This is a genomic window from Parasphingopyxis marina (assembly GCF_014237875.1).
Taxonomy (GTDB): domain Bacteria; phylum Pseudomonadota; class Alphaproteobacteria; order Sphingomonadales; family Sphingomonadaceae; genus Parasphingopyxis; species Parasphingopyxis marina.
Map to the genome: position 1 here is coordinate 309,047 of NZ_JACJVJ010000002.1, position 14,746 is coordinate 323,792.

General features: G+C 64.3%; 16 protein-coding genes and 1 tRNA gene. 11 read left to right on the forward strand and 6 right to left on the reverse strand.

Annotated features, from left to right (window positions below; genetic code table 11):
- Nucleotides 1-10: 10 nt before the first annotated feature.
- The gene (locus H6P80_RS10245; protein ID WP_185801293.1) at nt 11-493 is read left to right on the forward strand and encodes an RNA pyrophosphohydrolase; all 483 of its coding nucleotides are present in this window, start codon (nt 11-13) and stop codon (nt 491-493) included.
- A 22-nt stretch (nt 494-515) separates the two neighbouring features.
- A complete protein-coding gene (locus tag H6P80_RS10250) occupies nt 516-1,415 on the forward strand; it encodes a DUF481 domain-containing protein (protein WP_185801294.1) in 900 nt (299 codons plus the stop codon).
- On the opposite strand, the gene H6P80_RS10255 is transcribed toward H6P80_RS10250, so the two are convergent.
- Complete coding sequence (locus tag H6P80_RS10255) at nt 1,412-3,508, reverse strand: malate synthase G (protein ID WP_185801295.1); 2,097 nt, start codon at nt 3,506-3,508, stop codon at nt 1,412-1,414. The two genes, H6P80_RS10250 and H6P80_RS10255, sit on opposite strands and share 4 nt — an antisense overlap.
- Nucleotides 3,509-3,641: 133 nt before the next feature.
- On the opposite strand from H6P80_RS10255, the gene H6P80_RS10260 reads away from it, so the two are divergent.
- From H6P80_RS10260 to H6P80_RS10275, 4 genes are all read left to right on the forward strand, one after another.
- Nucleotides 3,642-4,850, forward strand: coding sequence for a hydrolase (locus tag H6P80_RS10260; protein ID WP_185801296.1), 1,209 nt, complete (start codon nt 3,642-3,644; stop codon nt 4,848-4,850).
- Nucleotides 4,847-5,875, forward strand: coding sequence for an arginine N-succinyltransferase (locus H6P80_RS10265; protein ID WP_185801297.1), 1,029 nt, complete (start codon nt 4,847-4,849; stop codon nt 5,873-5,875). The genes H6P80_RS10260 and H6P80_RS10265 overlap by 4 nt, the downstream gene beginning before the upstream one ends.
- Before the next feature lie 9 nt (nt 5,876-5,884).
- A complete protein-coding gene (locus H6P80_RS10270; RefSeq protein ID WP_185801298.1) occupies nt 5,885-7,138 on the forward strand; it encodes an N-succinylarginine dihydrolase in 1,254 nt (417 codons plus the stop codon).
- 133 nt (nt 7,139-7,271) lie between these two features.
- Entirely contained in the window at nt 7,272-7,520 is a 249-nt protein-coding gene (locus H6P80_RS10275) for a hypothetical protein (RefSeq protein WP_407947241.1), read from the forward strand.
- Here H6P80_RS10275 and H6P80_RS10280 read toward each other — a convergent pair.
- Nucleotides 7,517-8,473: an MBL fold metallo-hydrolase gene (locus H6P80_RS10280; protein ID WP_221892986.1), complete on the reverse strand. Its 957-nt coding sequence runs from the start codon at nt 8,471-8,473 to the stop codon at nt 7,517-7,519. The genes H6P80_RS10275 and H6P80_RS10280 overlap by 4 nt on opposite strands.
- 117 nt (nt 8,474-8,590) lie before the next feature.
- Between H6P80_RS10280 and rfbA the strand changes: the two genes are divergently transcribed.
- The 4 genes from rfbA to rfbB are packed head-to-tail and all read left to right on the forward strand — an operon-like array spanning nt 8,591 to nt 11,920.
- Complete coding sequence (gene rfbA, locus H6P80_RS10285) at nt 8,591-9,469, forward strand: glucose-1-phosphate thymidylyltransferase RfbA (RefSeq protein WP_185801299.1); 879 nt, start codon at nt 8,591-8,593, stop codon at nt 9,467-9,469.
- Complete coding sequence (rfbC, locus tag H6P80_RS10290; protein WP_185801300.1) at nt 9,466-10,008, forward strand: dTDP-4-dehydrorhamnose 3,5-epimerase; 543 nt, start codon at nt 9,466-9,468, stop codon at nt 10,006-10,008. The genes rfbA and rfbC overlap by 4 nt, the downstream gene beginning before the upstream one ends.
- Complete coding sequence (gene rfbD / locus H6P80_RS10295) at nt 10,005-10,862, forward strand: dTDP-4-dehydrorhamnose reductase (RefSeq protein ID WP_185801301.1); 858 nt, start codon at nt 10,005-10,007, stop codon at nt 10,860-10,862. The genes rfbC and rfbD overlap by 4 nt, the downstream gene beginning before the upstream one ends.
- Nucleotides 10,859-11,920, forward strand: a complete 1,062-nt coding sequence (gene rfbB / locus H6P80_RS10300; protein WP_185801302.1) for a dTDP-glucose 4,6-dehydratase — start codon at nt 10,859-10,861, stop codon at nt 11,918-11,920. The genes rfbD and rfbB overlap by 4 nt, the downstream gene beginning before the upstream one ends.
- Before the next feature lie 13 nt (nt 11,921-11,933).
- On the opposite strand, the gene H6P80_RS10305 is transcribed toward rfbB, so the two are convergent.
- Nucleotides 11,934-12,010 (reverse strand) — tRNA-Arg (locus tag H6P80_RS10305).
- Nucleotides 12,011-12,091: 81 nt separating this feature from the next.
- Between H6P80_RS10305 and H6P80_RS10310 the strand changes: the two genes are divergently transcribed.
- Entirely contained in the window at nt 12,092-12,595 is a 504-nt protein-coding gene (locus tag H6P80_RS10310; protein ID WP_185801303.1) for a hypothetical protein, read from the forward strand.
- Here H6P80_RS10310 and H6P80_RS10315 read toward each other — a convergent pair.
- Genes H6P80_RS10315 through hemB form a run of 3 tightly spaced genes read right to left on the reverse strand, consistent with a single transcriptional unit; the run spans nt 12,582 to nt 14,700 of the window.
- The gene (locus H6P80_RS10315; protein ID WP_185801304.1) at nt 12,582-13,133 is read right to left on the reverse strand and encodes a gamma carbonic anhydrase family protein; all 552 of its coding nucleotides are present in this window, start codon (nt 13,131-13,133) and stop codon (nt 12,582-12,584) included. The genes H6P80_RS10310 and H6P80_RS10315 overlap by 14 nt on opposite strands.
- Nucleotides 13,130-13,708, reverse strand: a complete 579-nt coding sequence (locus tag H6P80_RS10320) for a GNAT family N-acetyltransferase (RefSeq protein WP_328804987.1) — start codon at nt 13,706-13,708, stop codon at nt 13,130-13,132. Before H6P80_RS10320 ends, H6P80_RS10315 begins: the two co-directional genes overlap by 4 nt.
- Nucleotides 13,705-14,700 (reverse strand): porphobilinogen synthase, encoded by a 996-nt coding sequence (gene hemB, locus H6P80_RS10325; RefSeq protein ID WP_185801305.1) that lies wholly within the window; start codon nt 14,698-14,700, stop codon nt 13,705-13,707. Before hemB ends, H6P80_RS10320 begins: the two co-directional genes overlap by 4 nt.
- Nucleotides 14,701-14,746 lie beyond the last annotated feature (46 nt).

Consider the following 14,746-nt stretch of genomic DNA (forward strand, 5'->3'; position numbering starts at 1 on the left):
CACGGCTGCAATGATCGACCGGGAAGCGCTCCCCTACCGCCCCTGCGCGGGCGTGATGCTGCTCAACGCAGATGGCCGCGTGTTCGTCGGCCAGCGGATCGACGCGCGCATCGGCGCCTGGCAGATGCCCCAAGGCGGGATCGACAAGGGCGAAGAAGCCGAAGATGCCGCCTTTCGGGAACTCGAGGAAGAGACCGGCGTTACCCGGGACAAGACCGCGCTTGTCGCCCGCGCATCGCGCGAGCTGTTTTACGACCTGCCCGACGAACTGTTGGGAAAAATCTGGAAAGGGAAATATCGGGGCCAGCGGCAACACTGGTTCCTTGCGCGCTTCACGGGCGAGGACAAGGATATCGACATTGCGACCGCGCACCCCGAATTCTCGTCATGGCAATGGGCCGATCCCGCGCATCTTCCCGAATTGATTATCGCGTTCAAACGCACGCTCTACGAGGACATCCTGGCCGAATTCGCCGAGCATCTGGACCTCTGACACCGACCTTACGGGGGATTTCATGCAATATCTGATCCGCAGCGCGGCGCTCGTCGCGGCGCTCGCCGCCGCACAATCCGTTCATGCCGCGCTTCCCGAGCCGGTACGGGCGATGATCGACGCGGCGTTCGAAGACGGCGATGCGGCCGCCATCGATACGGTGATCGCGCTGGCCAAGCGCACCAATCCCGGCGACGAGGCCGAGATCGACGCGCTACTTGCCGCCTATACTGCCGATCGCGAAGCGGTGCGGACGCAAGAACTGCGCGAACAAAGCGTCTTCGAAGGCTGGTCCGGCGAAGGCGAGATCGGCTTTTCGCAATCGACCGGCAATAGCGACAGCACGAACGTGGCGATCGGCATCGCGCTGGATCGCGAAGGCTTGCGCTGGCGTCACGCTTTCCGGGCCCGGGCCGATTTCCAGCGTTCGGGCGGACAAACGACACGCGAGCAGTTCCTCGTTTCCCTCGAGCCCCAATATAAGTTCGACGACCGGCTCTTCGCATACGGTCTCGCCCAATATGAACGCGACCGGTTTCAGGGCTATTCGGCGCGCTATACGCTTTCGGGCGGGCTCGGCTATCGCGTGATCGATGCCGAGAACATGACTCTGGACCTCCGCGCCGGCCCGGCCTGGCGGCAGAGCGAATTTACCGGCGGCGGCACCGACTCATCGCTCGCCGCATTGGCCTCGCTCGATTATCGCTGGGAGATCGCCGATGGCTTCGCCCTACGCGAACGCGCTTCGGTGCTGGTCGAAAGCGGCGACACGACGCTGACCTCCGAAACGGGGCTCGAAGCACAGCTAATCGGCGCGCTGTCGGCACGCCTGTCCTATGTGGTCCAACATGAAACCTCGCCGCCCTTCGGCCGCGAAGGTACCGACACGCTCACTCGCGCGACGCTGGTTTACGGCTTCTAGCTGCCCTTTACCTGCCGCCGAAAGGCGTGGAGCAACGGCTCGGTATAGCCGGACGGCTGGGTCACGCCCTCAAACACAAGCGCGCGGGCCGCCTTGAAGGCGATGCTGTCCGGATTGCCGGCCATCCGCGTGTAGAGCGGATCGCCCGCATTCTGCCCGTCGACCTTTTCGGCCATCCGCGCCAGCGCCGCGTCCGCTTCCTCTTCAGAGCAAACCCCGTGAAGCAGCCAGTTCGCCATATGCTGCGAGCTGATCCGCAGCGTCGCGCGGTCCTCCATCAGGCCGACATCATGGATATCCGGCACCTTCGAGCAGCCGACTCCCTGATCGATCCAGCGCACGACATAGCCGAGTATGCCTTGCGCGTTGTTGTCGAGCTCCTCGCGGATTTCCTCGGGCGACCAGTTCGTGCCCTGCGCGAGCGGAATGGTCAGCAGTTTGTCGAGCGCGGGGACGGCCTCGCCCGCAAGCTCGGCCTGCCGCGCGAACACGTCGACCCGGTGATAATGGATGGCATGGAGGGTCGCCGCGGTCGGACTCGGCACCCAGGCGGTGTTGGCGCCGCTCATCGGATGGCCGATCTTGGCTTTCATCATGTCGGCCATCAGGTCCGGCGACGGCCACATGCCTTTGCCGATCTGCGCCTTGCCGGAAAAGCCGGCGGCCAGCCCGATGCGGACATTGCGGTCCTCATAGGCCTGGATCCAGTCTGCTTCCTTCATCGCGGCCTTGCGCAGCATGGCGCCGGCACGCATCGAGGTGTGGATTTCATCGCCTGTGCGATCGAGAAAGCCGGTATTAATGAAGACGATCCGGTCCTTCACGGCTTCGATACAGGCGGCAAGATTGGCGGAGGTGCGCCGTTCCTCGTCCATCACGCCAACCTTGACCGTGTAACGGGCGAGTCCGAGCATATCCTCGATCGCATCGAACAGCCGGTTGGTGAAGCCGGCCTCTTCGGGCCCGTGCATCTTGGGCTTCACGATATAGACGGAGCCCGCGCGGCTGTTGCGGTGCCTTCCCAGCCCCTTCAGGTCGTGCATCGCGATCATGCTGGTCATGATACCGTCGAGAATACCCTCGGGCGCCTCGCCGCCGCCCGGCAGCATGATCGCCGGGGTCGTCATCAGATGCCCGACATTGCGCACGAACAACAGGCTGCGGCCGGGCAGTGTGATCTCCGTGCCATCCGTGGCGGCAAACCGTCGGTCGGCCTCCAGCGCGCGGGTCATCGTCTTACCAGATTTTTCGAATGAAGCCTCGAGATCGCCGCGCATCAGGCCCAGCCAGTGGCGATAGGCGAGCGTCTTGTCCTCCGCGTCGACGGCGGCCACCGAATCTTCCAGATCGACGATCGTCGTCAGTGCGCTTTCGAGCACGACATCGGCGATGCCGGCCTTGTCGCCGCGCCCGATCGGGTGCTCGCGGTCGACCACCACTTCGATGTGCAGGCCGTTATGGCGCAGCAGCAGCGATTCCCCGTTGCGACCGATAAATTGCGCGGGGTCGGCAAGCACCGGATCGCCGCCCGCATAATCTTTCCAGCTTCCGCTTGCCAGCGGCACGACCTCGTCGAGCAGATCGCGCGCCGCGGCAATCACCTGCGCGCCGCGCTCCGCGTCATAGCCGCCGGGTTTCGCCGCGCCCGGCAGCGCATCGGTGCCGTAAAGCGCGTCGTACAGGCTGCCCCAGCGGGCATTGGCGGCGTTGAGCACGAACCGGTCATTGAGTACCGGCACGACCAGCTGCGGCCCGGCGATCCGCGCAACCTCGTCGTCGACATTGCCGGTGCCGATGGAAAAAGCCGCGGGCTCAGGCACCAGATAGCCGATCTCGCTCAGAAACGCCTTGTATTCAGCCATGTCGATCGGCTGGCCCTGCCGTGCACGGAGCCAATCGTCGATCTTCGCCTGCAGTGTTTCCCGCTTTTCCAGCAGCGCGCGATTTTCCGGCGCGAACTTCGCATAGATATCGGCGACGCCCTGCCAGAAATTGGCGGATTCGATCCCGAGGCCCGGCAAAGCCTGCTTTTCCGTAAAATCGGCAAGGATCGCAGCAACCTGCAAGCCAGCCCGTTCGACATAATCGGTCATGGAAAATCCCTGATCTGCGTGGCGCGGGGCGCCGTTTCGAATGTGCCGGGGAGGAGCAACCGCCCTATGCCGCCCCGCGTTGGTGGATGCAAGGCGGTGACGCCTGCAAATCCTGCGGCTAAGACTGCACGCCATGAATGCGCTTTCCCGCGAAGAAACCGAAACACTCGACAGGGCCGCCGCCGCGCCGATGCTCGACCAAACGATAGACTGGGCGGCGATCAACAGCGGATCGGCAAACCTTGCCGGGCTGAAAGCGGTCGCGGCCAAGCTTGCCGACGCCTTTGCCGCGCTTCCCGGCGATCTCGCGCTGCGCAACCCGGTGCCGGGAGAAATCGTGCAGGGCGATGGCAGTGTCATCGCGCGCGAAACCGGGCAGAATCTTCATCTCACAGTGCGCCCCGAAGCGCCCGTGCAACTGTTGCTCACCGGTCATATGGATACCGTGTTCGCCGTCGATCATCCGTTTCAGGAACTGACCTGGATCGACGATGCCACGCTGAACGGCCCCGGCGTTACCGATATGAAGGGTTGCATCGCACTGATGCTCGCGGCCCTGAAGGCTGTCGAGGCTTCGCCGCTCGCCGGGCGCATCGGTTATGAGGTCGTCATCAATTCGGACGAGGAGATCGGGTCGCCGGGCTCCGCTGCGTTGCTGGCCCAGGCCGCGCAGGGGAAACTCGCCGCCCTCACCTATGAGCCCGCCCTGCCCGACGGCACCTTGGCCGGCGCGCGCGGCGGCAGCGGCAACTGGTCCATCGTTTTCACCGGGAAAAGCGCCCATGCCGGCCGCAATCCGGAGGAAGGCCGAAGCGCGCTGCTCGCCGCGGCCGAACTGGCGCTGAAACTCGAAGCCGCGATCGGTCCCGGCCTCAAGGTCAATCCGGCAAAGATTGAAGGCGGCGGCGCCAACAATGTCGTGCCCGATCATGCCGTGCTTCGCGTCAACATGCGGCCCGAAACGCTGGAGGACCAGCAACGCGCGCAAGCCCTGCTCGATGAAGCGGTTGCCGATATCGCCGCGCGGCGCGAGGTCGATATCCACATCCATGGCGGTTTCGGCCGTCCGCCAAAGCCGATCGATCCGGGCGCGGAAAAGCTGTTCGGGCTCGTCAAAAGCTGCGGCGCCGATCTCGGCTTCGATATCGCCTGGAAATCGACGGGCGGCGTATGCGACGGCAACAATATCGCGGCCTGCGGCGTACCCGTCGTCGATACGATGGGCGTGCGCGGCGGCGCGATCCATTCGTCGGACGAATTCCTGATCGTTGACAGCCTGGCCGAGCGCGCCCAGCTCTCGGCGCTCGTCATCCTCCGCCTCGCCGAGAAAGGCAGTTTATGAGCTCCCCCGACCGCTTCATCGTCCGCGCCGCGCGCAAGGACGATCTCGACCAGCTCTACGAGATGGCGAAGCTGACTGGCGGCGGCTTCACCAACCTGCCGCCGGACCGCGCCGCGCTGACGGAAAAGCTCGAACGCTCGGACGAGGCTTTTTCGAAAACCGACGGCGAGTCCGCCAACGACCTGTTCCTGCTCGCGCTCGAAAACACCGAAACCGGGCAGGTGCGCGGGACCGCGCAGATATTTGCCGCGGTCGGCAAGCGCTGGCCCTTCTACAGCTATCGCATCAATACCTATTCGCAGTACAGTCAGGAGCTGGACCGGACCTTCTCCGCGCAGATCCTGTCGCTGACGACCGATTATGAAGGCGCGTCCGAAGTCGGCGGGCTGTTTCTCCATCCCGGCGAACGCGCGGGCGGGCTCGGCCTGCTGCTCGCGCGCAGCCGCTATCTCTTCATCGCCGGGCATCGCGAACGGTTCGGCGACACGGTGATCGCGGAGCTGCGCGGGGTGATCGACGAATCCGGCGGCTCGGCCTTCTGGGATGCGCTGGCCGGGAAATTCTTCGGCATGAGCTTCAACGAGGCCGACGAGTTCAACGCCAAAAAGGGCAACCAGTTCATCGCGGACCTGATGCCGAAACATCCCATCTATATGGACATGCTCCCCGAGGCCGCCCGGCAGGTGATCGGCAAGCCACATCCGTCGGGCCGCGCCGCAATGCGGATGCTCGAAAAGGAAGGCTTCCACTTCAACAATTATGTCGACATTTTCGACGGTGGACCGACCATGGAAGCGAAGATCGACGAGGTGAAGAGCGTCGCCGAATCGCGCGAAGCCAGGATCGCCTGCACCGATGCGCAGGACGGCACGCGATCGCTGGTCGCCACCGGAACGCTCAAGGAATTCCGCTGCGCCTATACCGATATCGTCGAACGCGGCGAAAGCGAAATCGCGATTCCCGCCGAAACGGCAAACACCCTTTCGGTCAAGCCTGGCGCGCAGGTCCGGCACGTGGCGCGGTAGGGCATCGCGATGGCGCTGACCGAGATCAATTTCGACGGCATTGTCGGCCCCTCGCATAATTATGCAGGGCTCAGTCTCGGCAACCTCGCCTCGTCGAAAAATGCCGGCAAGATTTCGCAGCCACGCGCGGCGGCGCTGCAGGGCGTGGAAAAGATGCGCGCGAACCTGCGCCTCGGTCTGGCGCAGGGTGCCTTCCTGCCGCAGCGCCGGCCCAACCGGCTCTGGCTGGAGCGACTGGCAACGTCGCCCGAGGAGGCGGATAGCGCGCTGCTCGCCAACGCCATGTCGGCCTCGTGCATGTGGACGGCGAACGCGGCGACCGTCTCACCCGCGCCAGATACGGCGGACGGCAAATGCCATCTCACCCCGGCCAATCTCGTCACCATGCCTCATCGCAGTCTCGAATGGCCTGAAACGCTGGCCCAGCTGCGCTGCGCCTTTGCCGACGATAGCTATTTCAAGGTTCACGACCCGGTACCCGCGCCCTTCGGCGACGAGGGCGCGGCCAATTTCATGCGGCTGACCCGCGCGCATGGCGAGCCCGGCCTCGAAATCTTCGTCTATGGCGAAACCGGCGCTCCCTTCCCTGCCCGTCAGCATGTCCAGGCTTCCAAGGCCGTCGCGCGAATCCACAGGCTCGATCCCGAACGCGTGCTGTTCGTCCAGCAATCGCCCGAAGCGATCGCCGCCGGGGCTTTTCACAACGATGTCGTCGCTGTGGCGAACGAGACCGTCCTCTTCTGCCACGAACAGGCCTTTGCCGACCGTGAAGGGTTCTTCGCGGACCTCACCGCCAAGATGCCCGAGGCGCAAATCGTCGAGGTTCCGGCCGACCGGGTTTCGCTCCCCGAGGCAATCCGCACCTATCTTTTCAACGCCCAGCTCGTAACCTTGCCGCAAGGGGGGATGGCGCTGATCCTGCCGACCGAGGCGCAGGAGAGCGAACGCGTCTGGGGCTGGCTGGAAGAGATGATTGCGGGCAATGGGCCGATCCGCCAGCTAATCCCGGTCGATGTCCGCCAGTCGATGGCCAATGGCGGCGGCCCGGCCTGCCTGCGCCTGCGCGTGCTTGCCGATCCCGCACATATCGACCCGCACTTCCTGATGGACGAAGCCAAGCTCGACGCCATCGCCACAACCATCGCCCAAACATGGCCCGAAGGCATCGACGCCGAGCAGCTTCGCAACGCCGAACTGTGGAGCGCCATCGAGAAAGCCCGCGCCGCGCTCTACGAAACATTGGGGCTATCCGAACTCATCTGACGATGCCGCCGACACTTGCCCGCCGAGTGTCGGGTTAATTTACAATTTACCATGAAGCTTAATGGCTAATCGGCGGAAATCCGGGGTTGGCACGGCAATTGCTTAACAAATGGTTATGCCGCTGCTCCGCCGTATGGCCCGTCTTTTTGTCATCAAGAACCGGTTCGAAGCCTATCTCATCATCTACGCGCTGGCGGTCGGCGCGATGGCGCGGGCACAGCTCTACCTTATCCAGTATCCTGGGCGGTTCGGCTGGGTGCTCGCGGTTTGCTGTACCGGCGCGGTGTTTCTCGGCGGCGCCAAGATCCTCGACGCGACACCGAAAAAGAAGCTGCGGGTAAGAAAGCTTGCGCGCGCTTGGCGCTCCAACGTCGAAAGCTAGCGCTTCAACTCGGCCATCAGGCCAAATAGCGCAACAATATCGGGCGACGATGTGTCGCCGCGATACTCCCTGTAAAGCGTATCGACATTGACGGCGATCCGCTCGGCATCGATCCAGCTTGCAAAATCCCCCAGCGCGATATCGTGCGCCGCCTCGCGCGCCGAGAGCCCCGCGTCGAACCGCTTGCGCGCCTCCCCGTTGATATAGCACAGATAATCCTGCACCTTGCGTACGCCTGCCTTGTCGGTGATCGGGCCGTGCCCCGGCACGATCGTCTCCACATCCATGGCGAGGATGCGGTCGCAGGCGGCGATCCAGTTCGACACCGGCCCCGCCCACATGATCGGCGTGCCGTCTATAAACAGGATATCGCCGGTATAGACGATGCGGTCGCCCGGCACGTGGACGAGCACGTCTCCCGCCGTGTGCGCCGGGCCGACCTCGATCAACTCGACCGCCTTGTCGCCGACAGCCAGCGAAAGCGCGCCCGAGAATGTCCGTGTCGGCGCGCGTTCTGCGACATCGGTAAAGTCGAAAGCGCCGAATATCTCGGTAAGATAAGCGCCGGTATGCCCAAGGTCCGGCGCGGCGGCCATCATCGCGGCAAGGCGGGCGGCGCTGACCTCTTCCATCTCGCGTGCGCTTGCCGTCGAAGCGATTATCTCCGCGCAGCCGCACAGCCCGTTGCCATGGGTGTGATCGCCATTGGCATGGGTGTTGACCAGCGTGCCTATATCGTCGGCGGCAAGGCCCGTCGCATCCCGCATCGCGCCCAGCATCGTTCGCGTCATCTTCGCATCGAACAAAGTGTCGACGAGCAGCGAATGGTCGCCATCGACGATCAGCCCGGCATTGGACCAGCCCCATCCGCCATCGGGCTGGAGCCAGGCCCAGGCGCCGTTGCCCAGCTCGTGGAGCCCTTTCGCATAGGTCCAGGGATTGGCGGTCGTCATGCGCGGGACGATGGCAAAAAGCGCGTGCTGTGGAAAGCCCGTGCAGTTGCGCCTTCCGGGGCGAGCGATTAGGCCGTTTCTATTCCGCGTTGGGCAAGGATTGGAGCAGGTTACGGCATGCGGAAAGGCATCATTCTTGCGGGCGGATCGGGCACGAGGCTGCATCCGCTGACAATCTCGATTTCGAAACAGCTGATGCCGGTCCATGACAAGCCGATGATCTATTATCCGCTGAGCACGCTGATGCTCGCGGGTATCGCCGACATATTGATCATCACCACGCCCGGCGATGCGCCCCTGTTCGAAAAGCTGCTGGGCGATGGCTCGCAGTGGGGCATCCGCCTCAGCTATGCGGTCCAGCCCGAGCCCAAGGGCCTGGCGCAGGCCTATCTGATCGGCGAGGAGTTCGTCGGCGGCGAACCCTCGGCGCTGATCCTGGGCGACAACATCTTTTTCGGCCATGGACTGGAACACTTGCTCAACTCCGCGGACGGCCGCACCGAAGGCGCAACCATCTTCAGCTATTCGGTCAACAATCCCGGTGCCTACGGCGTCGTTTCCTTCGACGCGAACGGCGTTGCCGAAAGCATCGACGAAAAGCCCGAAAAGCCGAAATCCAACTATGCGGTGACGGGGCTCTATTTCTACGACGGCCGTGCACCCGAACTGGCTCGTTCGCTCACGCCTTCCAAACGTGGCGAGCTTGAGATCACCGACTTGAACCGGCGCTACCTGGAGGAAGGCGCGCTTGCGGTCGAAGCGATGGGGCGCGGCTTCGCCTGGCTCGATACCGGCACCCATGCCGCGCTCGCCGATGCCGGACAGTTCGTGCGCATCGTCGAAGAACGGCAGGGCACGAAGATCTGCTGCCCCGAAGAAATCGCCTGGCGAAAGGGCTTTATCGACCGCAGCCAACTCCGCGATCTCGGCACCACGCTCGAACGCAGCGGCTATGGCGACTATCTTCTGAAGATCGCGGACGGCGAAGGCGCATGAAGGTTTCGCAAACCGCCGTCCAGGGCGTGCTGCTGATCGAACCGCAGATCCATGGCGACGATCGCGGCTTCTTCTACGAAAGCTGGCGGCAGGATGTCTATGCCGAGGCGGGTATCGCGGGTCCGTTCGTGCAGGACAATCACAGCCGTTCTGCCAAGGGCGTGCTGCGCGGCATCCATTATCAGATCCAGCAACCGCAGGGAAAACTGGTGCGTGCGACGCGCGGCGCGGTGTTCGACGTCGCGGTCGACCTGCGCCGTTCCTCGCCAAGCTTCGGGCAATGGACCGGCCATGAGCTCAGCGAAGACAACCGGCTGATGCTCTGGGTGCCGCCGGGCTGCGGCCATGGCTTTCTGACGCTCTCCGACGAAGCCGACTTCCAGTATAAATGCACCGCCTATTATGCACCCGAGCATGAGCGCACGATCCTCTGGAACGACCCCGATATCGGTATCGGCTGGCCGCTGGACGGCGACCCGTCGCTCTCGGGCAAGGATGCGCAGGGCGTGCCTTTCGCCGAAGCCGAGCTGTACCCGTGAAGATTCTCCTCCTCGGCGCCGCCGGCCAGATCGGCCATGCCCTCACCGCAACGATGCCCGAGGGATGCGACCTGCTGGCGCTGGACCGGAACGCGCTCGACATTACCGATACCGCAGCGCTCACGGCGCTGATCGCGAGCGAGCAGGCCCAGGCCGCGATCAATGCTGCCGCCTATACCGATGTGGATGCCGCCGAAGCCCATGAGGAGGAAGCCTTCGGCATCAATGCGGAAGCGCCGCGCGCCATCGCCGCGGCCTGCGCCCGATCCGGCACCCGTCTCGTCCATATATCGACCGATTATGTGTTCGATGGGACGGCTACGACGCCCTACCGCCCCGACGCCCGGCCCGCGCCGCTCGGCGTCTACGGCCGCTCCAAGCTGGCCGGCGAACAGGCCGTGCAGGAATATCCCGATGCCCTGCTGATCCGCTCGGCCTGGGTCTATGACGCCCATGGCCGCAATTTTCTCGATACCATGCTGCGGCTGATGACCGAACGCAACGAAATCAGGGTTGTCGCCGACCAGACGGGCACGCCCACCCATGCGAAAAGCCTCGCCCGCGCGATCTGGGCGCTGCTCGACGCGGAGGCGCGCGGCATTCACCATTTCACCGATGCCGGGAAGACGAGCTGGCACGGCTTCGCCAAGGCGATCGAGGCAAAGGCCCGGGAACTCGGCCTGCTCGACGGATGCACCGTCACGCCAACGACCGCGGCCGATTATGGCGCCCCCGCCCCTCGACCGGCATTCAGCGTGCTCGATTGCCGCGGGACCTGGCCGATCACCGGTACACCGCAGGATTGGAACGACGAGCTCGATGGGGTGCTGGCGGAGCGGAAGGCGGCGGCATGAGCGCGATACTCGTCACCGGCGGCGCAGGCTTTATCGGCGCCAATTTCGTGCGGCACTGGCGCGCATATCGGCCGGAAGACGCTGTTATCGTGCTCGATGCGCTCACCTATGCGGGCAACCGCGAGAGCCTAGACAGTGTCGAAGGGCTCGACTTCGTCCACGGCGATATCCGCGATTTCGACCTCGCCCGCACGCTTCTCGAGGAGCGCGGCATCGACCGGATCGTCCATTTCGCCGCCGAAAGCCATGTCGACCGGTCCATCCACGGCCCCGACGTCTTCGTCGAAACCAATATCCTGGGCACGCTATCGCTGCTGAAGGCCGCCAAAGCCACCTGGCTCGACACGGGCAGCGGACAGCCGCACCGGTTTCACCATATCTCGACCGACGAAGTGTATGGTACGCTCGGCGCCGACGATGCGGCGTTCAGCGAGACCACGCCATACGCGCCTAACTCGCCCTATTCGGCGTCGAAGGCCGGCTCCGACCATCTCGTCCGAGCCTACCACCACACCTATGGGCTGGAGGTTACGACCTCCAACTGTTCGAACAATTACGGCCCCTACCAATATCCGGAAAAGCTGATCCCGCTTTTCCTCATCAACGCGCTGCACGGCGAGGCGCTGCCGATCTATGGCGACGGGATGCAGCGGCGCGACTGGCTTCACGTCGCCGATCATTGTGCGGCGATTGCCGCTATCCTGGAGCGAGGGACTGCCGGCGAGGTCTATAATGTCGGTGGCGGGACAGAACTTCCCAACATCGATCTCGTCGATCGGATCTGCGCGGCCGTCGATGCAGCCTTCGCCGCAGACCCATCGCTGGCGTCGCGCTTTCCCGACGCACCCGCAGCGCGCGGTGAACCCACGACGACGCTCAAAAGTCATGTCGAGGACAGGCTCGGGCATGATCGCCGTTACGCCATCGACGCCGGCAAGATCGCGGCCGAACTCGGCTATCGACCGATACACGAAATCGACGATGGACTGACCGAAACGATTGGCTGGTATCTCGCCAACGAGCCATGGTGGCGCACGGTGATGGCGAAGCAAGTTTAGATTTTCGAAGAAATGGCGCGCCCGGAAGGATTCGAACCTCCGACCCCTTGATTCGTAGTCAAGTACTCTATCCAGCTGAGCTACGGGCGCGCGGGAAGGGGCGATGTAGTCGCACTGAAAGGAACGCGCAACCCCGTTGCGGGGAAAAGCGTGGCCGCCTAGAGCGATGCAATGAAACCGCGCTTTGCCCCGCTTGCCTGCCTTCTGGCTCTCATCTCCTGCGCCGGGCCCGAAGGCGAACCGCCATCGCTCGGGCCCCGGCCGGTCGAGGGCATTCTCGATGCGCCCGTCTATGCCATAGCGCCGGTTCCCTCGGCCGATGATCCGGCGCTTGCCGCGCGCATCGACGGGCTCGTCGCGCAGGCAGAACAGGGCGAACAGGCGTTTCTCGCGGCCTATCCGGCCGCCCAGAGCGCGATCGCCGCAGCATCGAATGCGGCGGTCGAAAGCGAAGCCTGGATAGAGGCCAATCTTGCCATCTCGGCGCTCGGCAATGCCGGCAGCCCGACCACCACGGCCCTGGGCGAACTGGATGGGATCTTCGCAGAACAGGCCGCTTCGGGCGAACCCGCCGAAACCGCGAGGCTCGCCGCCGCCCGCGACCGGGTCGCGACGCTCCATGCCGGCCAGGCGGCGCGCTACGACGCGCTTAACGGGAGGCTCAGGACTCGCTGACGGCCAAGGCGTGAGCCTTGGCATTTTCGACATAATGCGCGGTGCCGAAGCCGTTGATCGCCTGCTGCTGTGGGGTCAGGTCGCGCATCTTGCGCGCCGGGCGTCCGCCCCACATTTCGCCCGCGAGGATCGTCTTGCCCGGCGTCAGCATGCCGCCCGCCGCGATCATCCCGCCGCTCTCGATCGCGCAGCCGTCCATGACGATCGCGCCGAGCCCGACGAAGCTCTTGTCGTGCAGCACCGCGCCATGAAGCATCGCCATATGGCCGACCAGCACATCGTCGCCGATGATCATCGGAGAGCCGGGAAATTCCGGACCATGATCGCCGTCGCAATGGACGACGGTGCCATCCTGGATGTTGGACCGTTCGCCGATCACGATCCGGTTCACATCGCCGCGCAACACACAATTGTACCAGATCGACGATCCCGCGCCGATCGTGACATCGCCGATGATGCGGCAGCCCGGCGCGACAAAGGCGGTTTCGTGGATCTGCGGCGTCTTGCCGTTGAACGGAACGATGGTGACGTCTTTCATGCGGCGTTCTCCTGACGAATCCGGGCCCAGTCCTCGCGGGCGATGCGATAGACGATTTCCTTGCCGACCTTCGGCCCCCAATCCTCTTCGTCATAATAATCGAGGTCTTCGCGCCGCGTCATGCCGAGCCGTTCCATCAGGCCCCAGGACGCCGCATTGCCGGGCAGGGTCAGCGCGGTGATAAATGCCATGCCGAGCGTATCGAAGCCGTAATCGAGCGACGCAGCGGCGGCTTCCCGCGCATAGCCCTGCCCCCAGGCATCCTCGCGCAGCCGCCATCCGATTTCGGGCGTGCCGATATCGGGGATGCAGGCGCGGTCGATCCGCTTCAGCCCGCAAAAACCGAGCAGCTCGCCATCCTCCTTGCGCTCGACGGCCCAGAAGCTGTGGCCATAATCGGCCTGCCAGCGGAGGAGCTTGTCGATCATCTCGTTCGTCTTTTCGCGCGTCTGCACGCCGCCCAGCCAGCGCATCACATTGGGCTGCGAATTGCAGTGCGCGAACATCGGTTCGCGGTCGGCGTCGCTCCAGTTCCGCAAGCTCAGCCTTGGCGTGTCGATGACGATGTCCGTCACGATCCCAGCAGGCGCGCCGCATCGAGCGCATGATAGGTGAGCACGCCGGAAACCCCTGCCCGCTTGAACGCCAGCAGCGTCTCCAGCACCAGCGCTTCGCGATCCCCGGCCCCGGCGGCAGCGGCAGCCTCGATCATCGCATATTCACCCGACACCTGATAGGCGAAGACCGGCACGTCGAACCGCGCCTTCACCTTCGCAACGATATCGAGATAGGCGAGCCCCGGCTTCACCATCACGCTGTCCGCGCCCTCGGCAAGATCGAGCGCCACTTCGCGCAGCGCTTCCTCGGCATTGGCCGGATCCATCTGATAGGTTTTCTTGTCGCCCTTCAGCAACCCGCCCGACCCCACCGCATCGCGGAACGGGCCGTAAAAGGCGCTCGCATATTTGGCGGCATAGGCCATGATCTGGACATTGGTGTAGCCATCATCCTCCAGCGCAGCGCGGATCGCGCCGACCCGGCCGTCCATCATGTCGCTCGGCGCGATGATATCGGCGCCGGCCTGCGCCTGGTTGAGCGCCTGTTCGACGAGCACCGAGACGGTGTCGTCATTCACCACCTCGCCATCCCGGTTAACCAGCCCGTCCTGGCCGTGCGCCGTATAGGGATCGAGCGCGACATCGGTGAGAATGCCGATATCGTGCCCGAGCGCATCCTTGATCGCGCCGATCGCGCGGCACATCAGATTATCGGGATTGAGCGCCTCGTCGCCCTTGTCGGATCGCAGCGGGGGGGGCGTATTGGGAAACAGCGCGAGGCAGGGAATGCCGGCATCGCGGGCCTCCTTCGCCCGGTCAGCAATCTGCTCCACCGGCCAGCGCGATACGCCCGGCATCGACGCAATCGGCGCCTCCTCTTCACCCTCGGTGACGAAGAGCGGCCAGATCAGGTCCGACGGATCGAGCCGGGTTTCGGCGACCATCGCGCGCGACCAGGCCGTCATACGGGTTCGGCGCAGGCGCAGGGCGGGATAAGCGGGCGTGTTCATGGGATGAGCGTTTATCCTCAAACTGCGACCTCGTCACCCCGGCGAA

Coding starts and splice junctions, on each gene's coding strand:
- H6P80_RS10245 (WP_185801293.1), top strand. CDS start 11: ATGATCGACCGGGAAGCGCTCCCCTACCGCCCCTGCGCGGGCGTGATG.
- H6P80_RS10315 (WP_185801304.1), bottom strand. CDS start 13,133: ATGAAAGACGTCACCATCGTTCCGTTCAACGGCAAGACGCCGCAGATC.
- H6P80_RS10310 (WP_185801303.1), top strand. CDS start 12,092: ATGAAACCGCGCTTTGCCCCGCTTGCCTGCCTTCTGGCTCTCATCTCC.
- H6P80_RS10255 (WP_185801295.1), bottom strand. CDS start 3,508: ATGACCGATTATGTCGAACGGGCTGGCTTGCAGGTTGCTGCGATCCTT.
- rfbA (WP_185801299.1), top strand. CDS start 8,591: ATGCGGAAAGGCATCATTCTTGCGGGCGGATCGGGCACGAGGCTGCAT.
- H6P80_RS10265 (WP_185801297.1), top strand. CDS start 4,847: ATGAGCTCCCCCGACCGCTTCATCGTCCGCGCCGCGCGCAAGGACGAT.
- H6P80_RS10280 (WP_221892986.1), bottom strand. CDS start 8,473: ATGACGACCGCCAATCCCTGGACCTATGCGAAAGGGCTCCACGAGCTG.
- rfbB (WP_185801302.1), top strand. CDS start 10,859: ATGAGCGCGATACTCGTCACCGGCGGCGCAGGCTTTATCGGCGCCAAT.
- H6P80_RS10260 (WP_185801296.1), top strand. CDS start 3,642: ATGAATGCGCTTTCCCGCGAAGAAACCGAAACACTCGACAGGGCCGCC.
- rfbC (WP_185801300.1), top strand. CDS start 9,466: ATGAAGGTTTCGCAAACCGCCGTCCAGGGCGTGCTGCTGATCGAACCG.
- hemB (WP_185801305.1), bottom strand. CDS start 14,700: ATGAACACGCCCGCTTATCCCGCCCTGCGCCTGCGCCGAACCCGTATG.
- H6P80_RS10250 (WP_185801294.1), top strand. CDS start 516: ATGCAATATCTGATCCGCAGCGCGGCGCTCGTCGCGGCGCTCGCCGCC.
- H6P80_RS10270 (WP_185801298.1), top strand. CDS start 5,885: ATGGCGCTGACCGAGATCAATTTCGACGGCATTGTCGGCCCCTCGCAT.
- H6P80_RS10275 (WP_407947241.1), top strand. CDS start 7,272: ATGGCCCGTCTTTTTGTCATCAAGAACCGGTTCGAAGCCTATCTCATC.